Origin of the sequence: Tsukamurella conjunctivitidis, assembly GCF_007858475.1 — a bacterium.
In the GTDB taxonomy this organism is placed as follows: Bacteria; Actinomycetota; Actinomycetes; order Mycobacteriales; family Mycobacteriaceae; genus Tsukamurella; species Tsukamurella conjunctivitidis.
In genome coordinates this window covers 228,109-243,724 of record NZ_VIGX01000004.1, presented here as the reverse complement: position 1 = coordinate 243,724, position 15,616 = coordinate 228,109, and the positions used below count along the sequence as shown (strand labels likewise).

General features: G+C 72.0%; 17 protein-coding genes. 3 read left to right on the top strand and 14 right to left on the bottom strand.

Going from position 1 to position 15,616, the window contains the following annotated elements:
- Positions 1-17: 17 nt before the first annotated feature.
- Positions 18-1,235 carry a glucose-1-phosphate adenylyltransferase gene (gene glgC / locus FK530_RS10285; protein ID WP_146486912.1) on the bottom strand — a complete coding sequence of 406 codons (1,218 nt, stop codon included), beginning with the start codon at positions 1,233-1,235 and terminating at the stop codon, positions 18-20.
- A gap of 167 nt (positions 1,236-1,402) precedes the next feature.
- On the opposite strand from glgC, the gene glgA reads away from it, so the two are divergent.
- Positions 1,403-2,584, top strand: a complete 1,182-nt coding sequence (gene glgA / locus FK530_RS10280) for a glycogen synthase (RefSeq protein ID WP_146486911.1) — start codon at positions 1,403-1,405, stop codon at positions 2,582-2,584.
- Positions 2,585-2,602: 18 nt separating this feature from the next.
- Here glgA and FK530_RS10275 read toward each other — a convergent pair whose 3' ends face one another.
- The 4 genes from FK530_RS10275 to FK530_RS10260 form a co-directional block, all read right to left on the bottom strand.
- Positions 2,603-3,466: a putative RNA methyltransferase gene (locus FK530_RS10275; protein WP_146486910.1), complete on the bottom strand. Its 864-nt coding sequence runs from the start codon at positions 3,464-3,466 to the stop codon at positions 2,603-2,605.
- A gap of 74 nt (positions 3,467-3,540) precedes the next feature.
- Complete coding sequence (locus tag FK530_RS10270; protein WP_068532479.1) at positions 3,541-3,708, bottom strand: DUF3117 domain-containing protein; 168 nt, start codon at positions 3,706-3,708, stop codon at positions 3,541-3,543.
- Positions 3,709-3,818: 110 nt separating this feature from the next.
- Entirely contained in the window at positions 3,819-4,139 is a 321-nt protein-coding gene (locus FK530_RS10265; protein ID WP_146486909.1) for a DivIVA domain-containing protein, read from the bottom strand.
- Positions 4,140-4,146: 7 nt separating this feature from the next.
- Complete coding sequence (locus tag FK530_RS10260) at positions 4,147-5,325, bottom strand: erythromycin esterase family protein (RefSeq protein WP_146486908.1); 1,179 nt, start codon at positions 5,323-5,325, stop codon at positions 4,147-4,149.
- A 57-nt stretch (positions 5,326-5,382) separates the two neighbouring features.
- Between FK530_RS10260 and FK530_RS10255 the strand changes: the two genes are divergently transcribed.
- Complete coding sequence (locus tag FK530_RS10255; protein WP_146486907.1) at positions 5,383-6,120, top strand: MerR family transcriptional regulator; 738 nt, start codon at positions 5,383-5,385, stop codon at positions 6,118-6,120.
- A gap of 37 nt (positions 6,121-6,157) precedes the next feature.
- Here FK530_RS10255 and FK530_RS10250 read toward each other — a convergent pair whose 3' ends face one another.
- The 9 genes from FK530_RS10250 to mgtE form a co-directional block, all read right to left on the bottom strand.
- A complete protein-coding gene (locus FK530_RS10250; protein ID WP_146486906.1) occupies positions 6,158-6,457 on the bottom strand; it encodes a winged helix-turn-helix domain-containing protein in 300 nt (99 codons plus the stop codon).
- Positions 6,454-6,924: a hypothetical protein gene (locus tag FK530_RS10245; RefSeq protein WP_146486905.1), complete on the bottom strand. Its 471-nt coding sequence runs from the start codon at positions 6,922-6,924 to the stop codon at positions 6,454-6,456. The genes FK530_RS10250 and FK530_RS10245 overlap by 4 nt, the downstream gene beginning before the upstream one ends.
- Before the next feature lie 67 nt (positions 6,925-6,991).
- Positions 6,992-7,924: a glucosyl-3-phosphoglycerate synthase gene (locus tag FK530_RS10240; RefSeq protein ID WP_146486904.1), complete on the bottom strand. Its 933-nt coding sequence runs from the start codon at positions 7,922-7,924 to the stop codon at positions 6,992-6,994.
- Entirely contained in the window at positions 7,921-8,799 is an 879-nt protein-coding gene (gene folP / locus FK530_RS10235; RefSeq protein ID WP_146486903.1) for a dihydropteroate synthase, read from the bottom strand. The genes FK530_RS10240 and folP overlap by 4 nt, the downstream gene beginning before the upstream one ends.
- A complete protein-coding gene (locus FK530_RS10230; protein ID WP_146486902.1) occupies positions 8,800-10,611 on the bottom strand; it encodes a long-chain-acyl-CoA synthetase in 1,812 nt (603 codons plus the stop codon).
- 9 nt (positions 10,612-10,620) lie between these two features.
- Positions 10,621-11,169: an LOG family protein gene (locus FK530_RS10225; protein WP_146486901.1), complete on the bottom strand. Its 549-nt coding sequence runs from the start codon at positions 11,167-11,169 to the stop codon at positions 10,621-10,623.
- Positions 11,166-11,960: an LOG family protein gene (locus tag FK530_RS10220; RefSeq protein ID WP_146486900.1), complete on the bottom strand. Its 795-nt coding sequence runs from the start codon at positions 11,958-11,960 to the stop codon at positions 11,166-11,168. Before FK530_RS10220 ends, FK530_RS10225 begins: the two co-directional genes overlap by 4 nt.
- Before the next feature lie 10 nt (positions 11,961-11,970).
- On the bottom strand, positions 11,971-13,047 hold the full coding sequence (gene dapE, locus FK530_RS10215; RefSeq protein WP_146486899.1) for a succinyl-diaminopimelate desuccinylase: 1,077 nt from the start codon (positions 13,045-13,047) through the stop codon (positions 11,971-11,973).
- Between the two features lie 16 nt (positions 13,048-13,063).
- Positions 13,064-14,416 (bottom strand): magnesium transporter, encoded by a 1,353-nt coding sequence (mgtE, locus tag FK530_RS10210; RefSeq protein ID WP_146486898.1) that lies wholly within the window; start codon positions 14,414-14,416, stop codon positions 13,064-13,066.
- Positions 14,417-14,532: 116 nt separating this feature from the next.
- Between mgtE and dapD the strand changes: the two genes are divergently transcribed.
- Positions 14,533-15,483 (top strand): 2,3,4,5-tetrahydropyridine-2,6-dicarboxylate N-succinyltransferase, encoded by a 951-nt coding sequence (gene dapD / locus FK530_RS10205; protein WP_146486897.1) that lies wholly within the window; start codon positions 14,533-14,535, stop codon positions 15,481-15,483.
- Positions 15,484-15,616: the final 133 nt, after the last annotated feature.

Sequence of the window (15,616 nt, the reverse complement as noted above, 5' to 3'; positions counted from 1 at the left end):
GACGGTATCCGCGGCGGTCAGCCGATCCGGACGCCCTTGCCGACGGTGACCACGCCGCCCGCGGAGACGTTGAACCGCTCGCGCTCGCGGTCGAGGTTCACGCCGAGGATCTCCCCGCGTCCCACGACGACGTTCTTGTCGAGGATCGCGCGCCGCACGACGGCGCCGGGTTCGATCTTCACGCCCGGCATGAGGACGGAACCCTCGACGGTGGCACCGTCGCCGATGGTGACGTTGGCGCCGATGACGGAGTTGCGCACCGTCGCGCCGGAGATGATGCTGCCCGCCCCGACCATGGACTCCTGCGCGAGGCCGCCGCGGGCGAACTTGGCCGGCGGCAGGTTGTCGTTCTCGCACCGGATGGGCCACTGGCGGTTGTAGAGGTTGAAGATCGGGTAGACGGAGACGAGGTCCATGTGCGCCTCGTAGAAGGCGTCGATGGTGCCGACGTCGCGCCAGTACCCGGCGTCGCGCTCCGTCGCGCCGGGCACCTGGTTGTCGCTGAAGTCGTACACCGCCGCCTCGCCGCGGTCGACGAACGCGGGAATGATGTCGCCGCCCATGTCGTGGTCGGAGTCCGGGTTCTCGGCGTCCGCGATGATCGCCTCGACGAGCGCCTGCCGGCTGAAGACGTAGTTGCCCATCGACGCGAAGGTCACGTCCGGATCGTCGGGGGTGCCGGGCGGGTCCGCGGGCTTCTCCAGGAACCGGGTGATGCGACCGGCGTCGTCGGACTCGATGCAGCCGAAGGCCTTCGCCTCGGCGCGCGGCACCCGGATCCCGGCGACGGTCACGCCCGCGCCGGACTCGATGTGCGCCTGCACCATCTGCGACGGGTCCATCCGGTACACGTGGTCCGCGCCGAAGACCACGATGTAGTCGGGATCGTCGTCGGTGATGAGGTTCATCGACTGGAAGATCGCGTCGGCGCTGCCGGTGAACCAGCGCTTGCCGACGCGCTGCTGCGCGGGCACCGGGGTGATGTACTCGCCGCGGAAACCGAACATGCGCCAGGTCTGGCTGATGTGCCGGTCGAGCGAGTGCGACTTGTACTGGGTGAGCACGCACAGGCGCTGGTACCCGGCGTTGACCAGGTTCGACAGCACGAAGTCGATCAGGCGGTACGACCCGCCGAAGGGCACTGCGGGCTTCGCGCGGTCCGCGGTCAGCGGATACAGGCGCTTGCCCTCGCCGCCGGCGAGGACGATTCCCAGGACACGAGGCTGGTTGCTCACGGGGTCCACGCTAACCCCAATCCGGGCACGCGTGCAGTGTTCTGCGACAGTGCATCCGGTTCCACTGCCAAGCACAGGCGTCCGGGCGGACAACCACAGGTGAACCGCACGGTTCGGGCTCGGGCGATCCGCCTGCGTCCGGCCACCGCACGCTCTAGCCTGGTGGCATGCGCGTAGCGATGATGACGAGGGAGTACCCGCCGGAGGTCTACGGCGGGGCCGGCGTGCACGTGACCGAACTCGTCGCGCGGCTGCGCAGCCTCTGCGAGGTCGACGTGCACTGCATGGGCGCGCCCCGCCCGGACGCGGAGGGCGTCACGGTCTCCGGCCCGGACCCCGAGTTGGCGGGCGCGAACACCGCGCTGGAGATGTTCTCCACCGACCTGCGGATGGCGAACCTCGCCGCCGAGGCGAGCGTGGTGCACAGCCACACCTGGTACACCGGCCTCGCCGGGCACGTCGCCCGGCAGCTCTACGGCGTCCCGCACATCCTCACCGCGCACTCGCTCGAACCGCGCCGCCCGTGGAAGGCCGAACAGTTGGGCGGCGGCTACCGCCTCTCGAGCTGGGCCGAGCGCAACGCCATCGAGTACGCCGACGCCGTGATCGCCGTCAGCCGCGGCATGGCCGACGACGTGCTGGACGCCTACCCGCGCCTTGACGCGAGCCGGGTCCACGTGGTGCGCAACGGGATCGACACCGAGGTCTGGTACCCGGCGCCCACCTTCGGCGCGGATTCCCCGCTGGTCGAGCGCGGCATCGACCCCGACCGGCCGATCGTCGCCTTCGTCGGCCGCATCACGCGACAGAAGGGCGTGAAGCATCTGGTGGCAGCGGCGCACCGCTTCTCCCCCGACGTGCAGCTGGTCCTCTGCGCGGGCGCCCCCGACACCCCCGAGATCGCCGCGGAGACCGCGGACGCCGTGGCCGCGCTCGCGGAGTCCCGCGACGGGGTGCACTGGGTGCAGGACATGCTGCCCACGCCGAAGGTCCGCGAGATCCTCAGCGCCGCCACGGTCTTCGTGTGCCCGTCGGTGTACGAGCCGCTGGGGATCGTCAACCTCGAGGCGATGGCGTGCGGCACCGCCGTCGTCGCGTCGGACGTGGGCGGCATCCCCGAGGTCGTGAACGACGGCGAGACGGGCACGCTCGTCCACTACGACGAGGCCGACACCGCGAGCTTCGAGGCCGATCTCGCCGCGGCCGTCAACGCCCTCTGCGCCGATCCCGGCCGGGCGACGGACTACGGCGCCGCGGGGCGCGCCCGCGCGATCGCCGAGTTCAGTTGGGAGTCCATCGCCGCGCAGACTCTGGAGGTCTACCGGCACGCGATCGCCGCCCGCACGTAGCCGGGCCACGGCGGAAACCTACCGCAGCGCGTAGACGCTGACGGTGCCCGACGCCGTCACGGCCGCGGTGCCGCCGGCGGTGAGCCGCTCGATCGCCGCGGCGCGTGCCCGCGCCGAGCCGTGGTGCGCGCTGGGGCCCATCGCGACCAGGTCGGCGGCGGCCCCGGCGGTGAGATCCATGATCCACTCGTGCTTCTCGCGGCCGACGAGCGAGAAGTCGTGCAGCGCACCGTCGAGCCGCGCGACCTTGCCCTCCTCGACGGAGATCATGCCGAGGGGTTCGACGAGCTCCCGCAGGTGCCGCGGTCCGGGCGTGAGCACCACCAGTCGCCCGCCGGGGGCGAGGACCCGCGCGAACTCGGCGGCGTTGCGCGGGGCGAAGACCGACAGCACGGCGGCGACGGCACCGTCGGCCACGGGCAGGCGCGCCCAGCCGTTCGCGACGACGGCGCCGATCGACGGTCCGCGACGGGCCGTGCGCCGGGCGGCGGGCTTCGAGAGGTCGAGCCCGATGCCCGTGCCGCCGAGGTCCGCGGCGGCCCTGGCCGCACAGGCCCGCGCGAGGTACTCGCCCTCGCCCGCCCCGCAGTCGAGGATCGGCCCGGCGGGCGCTCCCGTCGAGGCTTCCGCGACCGCGGCGTGGAAGGTCGCGTAGTGGTCCGTCGCGAAGAACCGCTCGCGGGCGGCGATCATCTCGGCGTCGTCGGCGATGAGGCCGCGGGCGTCGCCCGCGAGCAGGGAGACGTAGCCCTGCCGCGCCACGTCGAAGGAGTGACCGCGCGCGCAGAGCAGAGTGCCGTCGTCGGCGTCGAGTCCGCCGCCGCAGTGCGGGCAGGCCAGTGCGGGCAGCACCGCGGCCAGGCCGGGCGGGACGTGCGCCATGGGACCCCCTCGGGAAACGAGGAGATCCCGTACGGTGGCACCGCACGGGATCTCAGGGAAAGCAGTTCTACCGGCTACGACGTGACGCCGCGCAGCTCCTCGCCGAGCGCGGCGGCCTCGTCGGGCGTGAGCTCCACCACGAGGCGTCCACCACCCTCCAGGGGTACGCGCATCACGATTCCGCGCCCCTCCTTGGTCGCTTCCAAGGGGCCGTCCCCCGTACGTGGCTTCATAGCCGCCATCCGTTGCTCCCTTCAGATCCTTCACCCGCCCGAGCGCGCCCGCCGCGGGTCCGCTCCATATTCTAGCCTGTGCGCTGCAGTGATCGGCGCGGACTACTGGCAAAGCGGACCTAGTCGGCCTCGCCGGCGGGCTCGGTCGCGGCCGGTGCGGACTCCTGTTCGGCGGCCAGCCGGGCGCGCAGGACGTCGATCTCCCGCGCCAGTCGTTCGAGGGCCCAGTCCACCTCGGCGGGCTTGTACCCGCGTACCACCTGCTGGAACCGGAGCGCGCGCACGTCGGCGCCGGCCACGTCCTCGGCGGGCAGCACCGTCGGCGTCGCTCCCGTTTCGAGCGGCGGGGTGTCGTCGCCGCGCCCGAAGACGAGCGCGGCCACGCCGTACAGCACGGCGGCCACGGCCAGCAGTCCCAGGGCGTACAACACGATCACCATGAGGCCATCATGCCCGAACCTCGCGGAGGAACAGGACACCGTCCGTCTCCGCCAGGCGCGCGGCGTCCAGCGGGAAGTAGGCGCCGAGCGCGTCCCGGTCCGCGCGCGGCGACGCCTCCCCCAGCCGCGCGGCGAGCTCAGAGCCCGCGTACAACCGGGCGGGCGCGTCCTGCCGGCGGTACAGCTCCCCTTCGACGGTGCCGGACGCCGGAACGGCGAGCCCGTGCGCCGGAGCGGCGCCGATCCCCATCGCCACGAAGCGGTATCCGTCGCGCAGGCGCGCGGCCGCCTGGGCGCCGCCGCTGAACCAGCGCACCACGTGCGGCCCCATCCGCATCTCGCTCGCCCCGCGCTGCAGGTGCAGGTTGTGCGCGAACGCGATCGTGCCGCCGCGGTCCGCCTCGCGGTCGAGGATCGCCAGCAGATTGCGCCCCATCATCGCGTCCCGGTGCGCGCTGAGGCGGCCGAGCCGGTCGGGGGTGTCGGTCGCCATGATCGCGTGGTACCGCAGGAGGCCGACGGCGGTGGCCGCGTCGGCCCGCAGCTCCCACCACGCCTCCGCCGGCTCGGTGAGCTCGGGGGCGCGCGCCTGCAGGACCGCGCACAGGTCGTCGGTCAGCAGGCGCAGCCGCTCGACGTCGACGGTGCGCCCCACGCCCCGGTCCGCCTCGTACATCGCCTGTTCGTCGGTCCACCGCGCCTCGTCGCCGAGGAGGTCCTCGAGCTCCTGCTCGCCGACGACGTGCTCGTCGACCGCCGCGAGCGCGGCCCGCAGTCGCAGGAGGTAGGCGCGAGGACTCGGCGCGGCGGCCATCTCCATCGGCCCATCGAAGCCGTAGAACCGCACGGGCGTCTCGAGCGTGCGGTTCAGCTCGCGCAGGCTCTCCAGGAGCTCGCCGGTCGCGGCGAGCCGGTGCACGTACGGATGACTGAAGCCCTCGTCGAGGACCCGCTCCAGGTCGAGGTCGGCGCCGGCGAGGTAGTCGTTCACCAGCGGGGCGCGGTGGAAATCCGACTCCACGGCGATCGAGCGGTAGCCGCCCCGCAGCACGAGATCCTCGATCACGGCGTTGCGGGCGCGGAGGATCTCCTCGGAGCCGTGCATCGGTTCGCCGAGGGCGAGGAGTCGGGTCGGAGCGGGCTGGGCGGCGAGGTAGGAAACGAGGTCGACCTGGTCGGGGTTCATTCCCTTCACGGTATCGTTGAATGATCCGTTGAAACTTCTACGCGAGGATCAGGGACGATGACCCCGAACTCTCAACTACGCTTGCGTCCCGTCGATCTGGCGCGACCGCACGGGCTCTCGCCGCAGGCGGTGCGGAACTACGAGGAGCAGGGCATCCTGCCGCCGGCGGGGCGCACCCCGTCGGGCTACCGCGTCTACACCCGGGCCCACCGCTCGGCCCTCGACGCCTTCCTCGCGCTGGTCCCGGGGTGCGGGCACGCGCGCGCCGGGGAGATCCTGCGCGCCGTGCACCGCGACGATCTCGATGGGGCCTTCGCGCTGCTGGATGTGGCACACGAGGAACTCGCCGAGGACCGCGGAACCTTCCGCCGGGTGTGCGCCGCGCTCGACGACCTGCACGCCCCCGATGACGCCGCGGGACCGCCGCTGTTCGTCGGCGACGTGGCGCATCTGCTCGGCGTCGTGCCCGCCACGCTGCGCGCCTGGGAGCGCGCGGGCATCGTGCGCCCTCGGCGCGACCGCGCCACCGGCTATCGGGTCTACGCGCCCGCCGACGTCCGCGACGCCCGCATGGCGGAGCAACTGCGCCGCGGCGGCTTCCGCCTCGCGCGGATCGCGGAACTCGCTGAGCACGTGCGCTCCGCAGGCGGGGTCGAGCCGCTGCGCGACACGCTCGACGGCTGGCGGGCTTCCCTGACCCGGCGGGGCCGCGCCCTGGTCTCCGGTGCCGCCGCCTTGGACGCCGCCCTGGGCGCCCGCGGAGAACCCGCGGATTTCGGGCCGGCGATCGCCTGAGAGCGATACCGGCCGGAACCGACCGATCCCTCGAACGTCAGCCTTCGGCGATCGCGCGCAACGCGCCGAGATGGGACTCGAAGGCCTGGCGACCCTGCGACGTCAGCGACAGCCAGGTGCGCGGGCGCTTGCCCACGTAGCCCTTCTTGATCGTGACGTAGCCGGCCGCCTCGAGCTGCGCGGCCTGCTTGGAGAGCACCGAATCCGAGAGCTCCACGGCGTCCCGCACCGCGGCGAACTCCGCGTTCTCGACCTTCGCGAGCGCTGCCACGATGGAGAAGCGCACGGGCGCGTGGATGACGTCGTCGAGCCGGTGCCGTGCGTGCGCGCCCGTCATCGGAGGGCCAGCCGCGAGATCGATCGTGCCGCGAGGAGCGCGGGCGTCATCGTCAGGACGGCACCCAGAATCACCCACTGCCAGTCCATGCCGGTGTCGACCGTGCCCGCCTGGAGGACGATGTACGCGGTGTACAGGAGAAACGTGAGCGCGATCCCCACGGTGTAGCGACTGGAGAAGCCGCGCGGCACCGCCTTCGCCCGCCGCATGGTCACCACGGCGGCGACGATCACCGCGAAGTAGACGGCCATGACAACGGCGAAGCCCCAGTGACGCAGCCACATCGGCGCTCCCGGGTCGCCGATCGTCAGGCGCAGCCCGAGGATCAGTGCGCCGGTGACGACGCCGATGCGGATCAGGCCCTGCTCCAGCCGCGCGCGGTCCGCGGGGGTCGCGATCGACGCGGCGTGGGCCGCGTCCAGGGTGCGCCGCGCCTCGTCGGCGGTCATCCGTCCGTCGTCGCTCATGGCAGCCCTTCCGTCGTCGATGGAATCGACTATAGAAAGGACTTTCCATATTGGCAAGTACTTGCCGTTACCGCTTGAGGGATGCCACGGGCGGGCGATCCTCCAGGTCCAGATCCGTGGTGATGGCGGTGAACCGGTCGTCGGGCCCGGGCTCGACGAGGTACTGGGTGATCCCCGCGCCCGAATCCGGGATCCCGCAGCGCCGCAGCGCCGTTCCCAGGATCTGCCGGCTCATCACGCCCAGGTCGCGCAGATCGCGGTTGCGGTGCTTGCGCACCGACAGGTTGACCTGCGCGATCCCGACCAGGCCGTAGCGGGCCTCCGCGTCCAGCAGCAGCCCGATCTCGACCCCGTAGCCCGGCGCGAAGGGCACGGACGCCAGGAACTCGCGGGTGCCCGCGTACTCGCCGCCCAGGGGCTGCAGGATCACCCGCAGTGGCGGGCGCAACGCCGCCAGCAGCGGACGGGCCATCAGCTCGGTGACGCGGCCGCCGCCCGTCGGGTCCTCGCCCTGCTTGAAGACGCGGAGCGGGCGCCGGTAGTAGGCCTTGACCAGGTGCACATCGGGGTCGAAGAGCATCGGCCCCAGCAGCCGCGGCACGTAGCGCGGGTCGGGCTCGATCAGGTCGGAGTCGACGAAGGCGATCAGGTCGCCCGACGAGGCGGCGACTCCGCGCCACAGCGCCTCCCCCTTGCCGGGGACCGGCGGGAGTCCGGGAACGGCGTCCTCGCGACTGATCACCGTGGCGCCCGCCGCGCGCGCCCGCTCGGCCGTGGCGTCCGTGGAACCCGAGTCCAGCACGATCAGCTCGTCGACCAGGGTGCCGAGCAGCGGCACGATCGTCGCCACGACCCCGGCGACGGTCTCCTCCTCGTTGAGGGCCGGAAGCACCACCGAGACGGTCCGGCCGTCCTTCGCGGCGATCAGCTCCTCCACCGACCAGGTCGGCTCGGCGAAGAAGCGCTCGCTCGCGTGCGCCTGCGGCGCCTCCCCGCTCACGCCAGCCCCCGGACGACGCGCGACGGCGGCCGGACGCCGTCGATGGAGGCCACCATCTCCACCACGCGCCGGGTGTCGGCGACCTGGTGCACGCGGAACATCCGCGCCCCCGCGTGCGCCGCCAGCGCCGTCGCCGCCAGGGTCCCCGCCACGCGCTCCTCCAGGCCGGCGTCCAGCGTCTCGCCGATGAAGTCCTTGTTGGACAACGCCATCAGGACCGGCCAACCGGTGCCGACCAGCTCGTCGAGGTGCCGCAGGAGCGCGAGTCCGTGGTGGGTGTTCTTGCCGAAGTCGTGGGTCGGGTCGATCACGATGCCGTCCTCGCGCACGCCCGCGGCGAAGGCCGCCTCCGCCGCGGTGAGGAGCCGCTCGCGCACGTCGGCCACCACGTCGGGGTAGCGCACCCGGTACGGGCGCGAGCGCGGCACCGCGCCGCCCGTGTGCGAGCACACCAGCCCCGCGCCGGTCTCCGCGGCGATCCGGGGCAGGTCCGGGTCGGCGCCCGCCCAGGTGTCGTTGATGAGGTCGGCGCCGGCGTCCACCGCGGCCTCGGCGACCGAGGCGCGCCAGGTGTCCACACTGATCAACAGGTCCGGATGCCGGTCGCGCACCTGGGCGATGAAGGGCACCGTCCGGGCGATCTCCTCCGTGGCGTCCACGTCCTGGCCGGGCCCGGCCTTGACGCCGCCCACGTCCACCACGTCGGCGCCCTCGGCGACGGCGGCGTCCACGCGCTCCAGCGCCGCGTCCACCGCGAAGTAGCTGCCGCGGTCGTAGAAGGAGTCGGGCGTGCGGTTGATGATGGCCATGACCAACGCCCGGTCCGTCGGGACCGGGCGGCCGCAGAAGGTGGGGCGGACCGGCGGCGCGGTCATCTAGGAACGCAGGTCCGGGACCTTGGCCGCCGCGACGTCGGCGGCGTACCCGTCGTACGCGGGGACGTAGCCGTCCGCGCCGCCGACGAAGACGTACAGCGGATCGTCGCCGGTCTCCTCGAAGCCCTGCTTGCGCAGCTCACCCTTGAGGCTCTTGAACGTGGAGGTGACCTCGAGGCTCGGAACGACCCGCGCGTACAGCGGGATCGCGTAGCCCGGCAGCTCGTTCCGCAGCTGCTTGCCGAGCACGGCGCCGTCGAACTCGTGGCCCTCGGCGAGCTTCACCGCGGCCATGCCCGCCTTGCCGTCGGCGCCCGGGATGGCGACGCCGTAGACGATCGCGCCCTCCACCTGGTCGGCCTCGTCGAGTGCGCCCTCGACCTCGGTGGTCGCGACGTTCTCGCCCTTCCAGCGGAAGGTGTCGCCGAGCCGGTCGACGAAGGCGATGTGGTCGAAGCCCTGGTTGGTCACGACGTCGCCGGTGTTGAACCACACGTCGCCCGACTTGAAGCCGTCGCGAATGAGCTTCGCCTCGCCGGCCTTCCCGTCGGTGTAGCCGTCGAAGGGCGCGGACTTGGTGATCTTGGTCAGCAGCAGGCCGTTCTGCCCCCGCTTGACGCGCTTGAGCTTGCCGCGCGCGTCGCGCTTGGGCCCGGCGGTGTCGAGGTCGTACTCCACCACCGCGTGCGGCAGGGGGCACAGGCCGACGGTGGCCTCGATGTTGAAGACGTTGAGGAAGGCGATGTTGGTCTCGCTGGCGGCGTAGAACTCCATTATCCGCTCGATCCCGAAGCGCTCCTGGAACTCCCGCCAGATCTCGGGCCGCATGCCGTTACCCGCCGCGACGCGGATGGTGTTCGAGCGGTCGCTGGGCTTGGGCGGCTGGTTGAGCAGGTACCGGCAGATCTCGCCGATGTAGATGAACATCGTGGCCGAGTTCTCGTTGGCCTCGTCCCAGAACTTGGAGGCGGAGAACTTGCGGCCGATGGCGAGGGTGGCGCCGGAGACCAGCACCGAGCCGAGCGAGACCAGCGCGGCGTTGTTGTGGTAGAGGGGAAGCGGGCAGTACATCACGTCGTCGCCGCGCATCCGGACGCCGGTCGCCCCGAAGCCCGCCATGCCCTTGAGCCAGCGGTAGTGCGTCATGATCGACGCCTTCGGCATCCCGGTGGTGCCGGAGGTGAAGACGTAGAAGGCGCGGGTGCTGGCGGGCAGCGTCGCGGTGACGGCGGGGTTCTCGGTGGCGCTCGGATCCTCGGCGCGGATCCGCTGCGCCTGCTCCGCGAGCTCGTCGACGGTCAGCACCACCCCGTCGGCGGGGCGGTCCGCGGCGTCGACGGAGTCGAAGGCCTCGAGGTCTTCGGCGCCGGCGATGATGGTGCCGGTCTCGAGGATGCCCAGGCTGTGCGCCAGGACGGCACCGCGCTGGTTGTAGTTCACCAGCCCCGCCGTGGCACCGACCTTGACGATCGCCAGCATGACCAGCACCATCTGCGGGTGGTTGTGCATGACGACGCCGACCACGTCGCCCACCTTGACGCCGCGCTGGAGCAGGACGCGCGCGTAGGTGTTGACGGTGGCGTTGGCCTCGCCGTAGCTGATGCCCTCGCCGTGGAAGCGCAGGAAGTCGCGCGACGGGTGCTGCGCCGCGCGCTTGGCGAACACCGTGCCGATGGTCTCCTTGCTGTTCGGCGTCCGCAGCAGGATCGCCGGTCCCTCCTTGATCAGCAGGGGCAGGTCGGGGATCAGCTTGCCGACGCCCCTGGCCAGATCCGCGACGCCGACGGTGGTGTTCTTATGCGTAGAGCTCACGCGGCGAGCCTACCGTGGCACCGCCGTACCACGGCACGCCTCGAGGGCGGCCGTGACGTCCGTCGCGCGCTGCAGCCGGCCGAGAGCCGCGTCACCGACGAAGCCCTTCGCCTTCAGCCCGTCGATCCAGTCCAGCAGCGGCGCGTAGAAGCCGTCGTGGTCGAGGACCACGACCGGCTTGTCGTGCATCGAGAGGTAGCCCGCGGTCCAGGCCTCGAAGAACTCCTCGAGGGTGCCCACGCCCCCGGGCAGCACGAGGAAAGCGCCGGCGTTGTCGTCCATGAGCTGCTTGCGCTCCCGCATCGTCGCGACCACGAGCAGTTCGTCGGCCCCGTGATCGGCGACCTCCCGGTCGACCAGGGCCGTGGGGATCACGCCCAGGGTGTGGGCGCCGCCGTCGCGGGCCGCCTGCGCAACCGCGCCCATCATGGAGACGTGCCCGCCGCCCCAGACCAGCGAGTCGCCGCCGGCGGCGATGCCGCGGCCCACCTCGGTGGCCAGGTCGATGTACTCCTGCGGGACGGGGCGCGAGGCGCAGAAGACGGCGATGGCGGTCACGACGGATCCACCTCGCTCGCGCCGGCCTCGCGCTCGCGGGCGGCGTCGGCGCGCACGATGATGTCGATGGCCTCGGCGACGGAGTCGGTGACGGTGATCAGGTCCGCGTCGCCGGGCGAGACCATCCCCTGCTCGGTGAGGGTGCCGCGGATCCAGTCGACCAGCCCGCCCCAGTAGGCCGAGCCCAGGAGCACGATCGGGAACCGGGTCACCTTGTGCGTCTGCACCAGCGTGAGGGCCTCGAAGAGTTCGTCGAGCGTGCCGAAGCCACCGGGAAGGCAGACGAAGGCCTGCGCGTACTTGACGAACATCGTCTTGCGCACGAAGAAGTAGCGGAAGTTGATGCCGAGATCGACCCAGTCGTTGAGCCCCTGCTCGAAGGGCAGCTCGATCCCGAGCCCCACGGACAGGCCGTCGGCGTCCTTGGCGCCGCGGTTCGCGGCCTCCATCGCGCCGGGTCCGCCGCCGGTGATGACGGCGTATCCGGCGCGCACCAGCCCGGCGCCCAGTTCGCGTCCGGTGGCGTACTCGGCCGAATCCTGCTTGATCCGTGCGGATCCGAAGACGGTGACGGCGCGCGGCAGCTCGGCGAGCGCGCCGAAGCCCTCGACGAACTCGGCCTGGATCCGCATGACCCGCCAGGGGTCGCGGTGCAGCCAGTCGGCGTCGTCGGCGTTCGCGAGCAGTCGCTGGTCCGTGGTCGACGATTCCGCGGCCGCCACGCCCTGCACGCGCACGGGGCCGCGGTAGCGCAGGTAGTGATCGGCGGAGGGCTTCTTATCGGAGGCCATGACGCACAACCTACCCAGCGAGGAAGGCGCGGAGCACGGCGGCCACCTCGGTGATCTGCGCGATCTCGACCTGCTCGTCGCGCTTGTGCGCGTAGTTCGGGTCGCCCGGGCCGAAGTTGACGGCGGGGATGCCGAGCGCGGCGAACCGCGAGACGTCCGTCCAACCGTACTTCGCGCGGAACCGGCCTCCCGCGGCCTCGACGAGCTTGGCCGCCGCGGGAGCGTTCAGGCCGGGGAGGGCTCCGGCGGCCGCGTCGGTCACCTCGACCGCGAGGGCACCGTCGGCGATCGGTCCCGCGAGCACCTCCCGGACGTGCGCGACGGCCTCGTCGACGGTGCGGTCGGGCGCGAACCGGAAGTTGACGTCCACGAAGGCCTCGTCGGGCACCACGTTGCCGGCGACCCCGCCCTCGATCTTCACGGCGGAGAGTCCCTCGCGGTACTCGCAGCCGTCGATGTCGACGGTGCGGGCGGCGTAGCCCTGCAGGGCGGTGAGCACGGGGCCGAGCTTGTGGATCGCGTTGTCGCCCAGCCAGGACCGGGCACTGTGCGCCCGGACGCCACCGGCGGTGATGCGCATCCGGATGGTGCCCTGGCAGCCCGCCTCGATGAGGCCGCCGGAGGGCTCGCCGAGGATCGCGACGTCGGCCCGCAGCCACTCGGGGAGCTCGCGCTCGATGCGGCCGAGGCCGTTGAACTGCGAGGCGATCTCCTCGCACTCGTAGAAGATCAGGGTCAGGTCGTAGGCGGGCTCGGCCATGGTCGCCGCGAGGTGCAGGAAGACCGCGTCGCCGCTCTTCATGTCGACGGTGCCGCAGCCGTGCAGGATCCCGCCCTCGCGGCGGCTGGGCACGTTGTCGGCGATCGGCACGGTGTCGAGGTGGCCGGCGAGCATGACCCGCTGCGGCAGCCCGCGATTCGTCCGGGCGAGCACGTTGTTGCCGACGCGGAGCACCTCGAAGCGGTCCAGCGCGCGCAGCGCGGACTCCACCTCGTTCGCGATCCGTTCCTCGTCGTGGCTCACGCTGGGGATGTCCACCAGTGCGGCGGTGAGGTCGATCGGGTCGGCGGCGAGTTCGAGAGTCACGCCTTCAGGGTAGTGGTCAGATCCCGAGGATCGCCTTCGCGATGAGGAAGTAGAGGATCAGGCCGGTCGCGTCGACGAAGGTGCTGATGAACGGGTTGGAGAAGACCGCCGGGTCGACGCCGATGGACTTCGCGACGATCGGCATGAGGCCGCCGACGGTGGCCGACATGGTGCACACGCCGAACAGGGTGGCGCCGATGACGAGGCCCACGTCGGTGCCGAAGAGCAGTCCCGCGATGAGCGCGCCGAGGCCGCCGAGGACCAGCCCCAGCGTCGCGCCCACGCGCACCTCGCGGCCGAGCACCCGCAGGACGTCGCCGGTGGTGATGTCGCCGAGCGCGAGCGCGCGGGTGACGGTCGTGGCCGCCTGGTTACCCGTGTTGCCGCCGGTGCCGATGATGAGCGGTACGAACAGCGAGAGCACGACCATCTCCTGCAGGCTGTCCTCGAACACGGACAGCACCTTCACGGTCAGTGTCGCCCCGATCGCGAGCACCAGGAGCCACACCACACGGGAGCGCACGAGCGTGCGGACCGGGGTCGAGAGGTAGGGCCGGTTCAGCGGTTCCACGCCGCCCTGCCGCGCGGCGTCCTCGCTCTCCGCCTCCTCGAGGATGCGGAGGGCGTCGTCGACGGTGAGGATGCCGACGAGCCGATGCTCGTCGTCGAGGATCGGCATCACCAGCAGGCGCTGCTCGGCGCAGCGGCGGGCGGCCTCCTCGGCCGACTCCCGGGCGCGGGCGGTGCCGGCGATGTTCATGATCTCCCGGACCGGGGTCTCCGGCGCGCTGCGCAGCAGGCCGCGGAGCCCCACGATGCCGACGAGCACGCGGCCCGGCCCCACGACGGGGATGCCGTAGATGGTCTCGACGTCGTCGATGCGCGCCTGTACCGCGGCCAGCGCCTCCGCGGCGGTGTCCTCGGGGTGCACCGAGACGAACTCGGGCGTCATCTCGCGGCCGACGGAGCCCTGCGGGTATCCGAGCAGGGCGGCGGTGGCGGCGCGCTCCCCCTCCGGCAGGCCGTGGAGTAGGCGGGCGGCGACGGTCGCGGGCAGTTCGTCGAGCAGGGTCACGCGGTCGTCGGGGTCGAGCTCCGCGAACAGGCCGGTGACCTGCTCGTCCTGGAGGTCGTGGATCAGCTCGCCCTGCAGGGGCGCGTCGAGGGACTCGAAGACGGTGAGCGCCTCGTCCTTCGCCAGGAGCCGGAAGACGACGGCGCGGTCCTTGCGGCCGAGCCGCTCCAGGACATCGGCGACCTCGTGCGACGTCAGGGGTGCGATGAGCGACGAGACCGTGGTCAGGTCCCCGTCGTCGACGGCGTCATCGATCCGGTTGGCGAGCTTGGCCGTGTCGAGAGTCGTGGTCACTGCATGCACGGTATCCGAATCGCGCGGTTCCGCAGGGCGAGGACGGAACGTCGCTCGGGCGCGGCCGTGCTCCACGGGGGCCGCGCCCGGATCGCGTCTGCCAGTACGCTGAGCGGGTGACGAATCGTGGAGCGAAGGCATACGGACTGGCGACCATCACCGACGACGGGACGGTGCTCGACACCTGGTTCCCCGCGCCGGAACTGACGGACGGCGGCGGCACCGTCGGATCCGTACGGGAACCCGCGGGCGCACCCGCCGAGCTGACGGCGCTGGCCGGCACCGATGCGGACCGCAAGGTGCGCACCGTCGTGGTCGAGACCACCATCGCCGACCTCGCGGACGCCCCCGTCGACGCGCACGACGTGTACCTGCGCCTGCATCTGCTGAGCCACCGGCTCGTGCAGCCCCACGGCCTGAGCCTGGAGGGCCAGTTCGGCCTGCTGGCCAACGTGGTGTGGACCAACTTCGGCCCCTGCTCCCCCACCGGCTTCGAGCTGGTGCGCGCGGCGCTGCGCAAGCGCGGCACCGTCATCGTGTACTCGCTGGACAAGTTCCCGCGGATGGTCGACTACGTGCTGCCGACCGGCGTGCGCATCGGCGATGCGGATCGCGTGCGGCTCGGTGCGCATCTCGCCGAGGGCACGACCGTCATGCACGAGGGCTTCGTGAACTTCAACGCCGGCACGCTCGGCACCGCCATGGTCGAGGGCAGGATCTCCGCTGGCGTCGTCATCGGCGACCACTCCGACGTGGGCGGCGGCGCCTCGACGATGGGCACCCTGTCGGGCGGCGGCAAGGAGATCATCAAGCTCGGCGAGCGCTGCCTGCTGGGCGCGAACTCCGGCCTGGGCATCCCGCTCGGCGACGACTGCGTCCTGGAGGCGGGCCTCTACCTGACGGCCGGCACCAAGGTCACCGGGCCGGACGGTACGCAGGTCAAGGCGCGGGACCTGGCCGGGCAGAGCAACCTGCTGTTCCGCCGCAACTCCGTGACCGGCGCCGTCGAGGTCGTGCCGTGGAAGAGCGAGGGCGTCGAGCTCAACGCCGCGCTGCACAAGAACTGACTCGAACCCGCGAACGGCGGCCGGTGCGTGCACCGGCCGCCGTTCGCGTTCCTGCGGTAGTGAATCTTATTTCGTTCCAGGGGCAGGGGAAGGCGGGCAGGCGAGCCCGGCGAGCACCCTGCCGAACACCCGG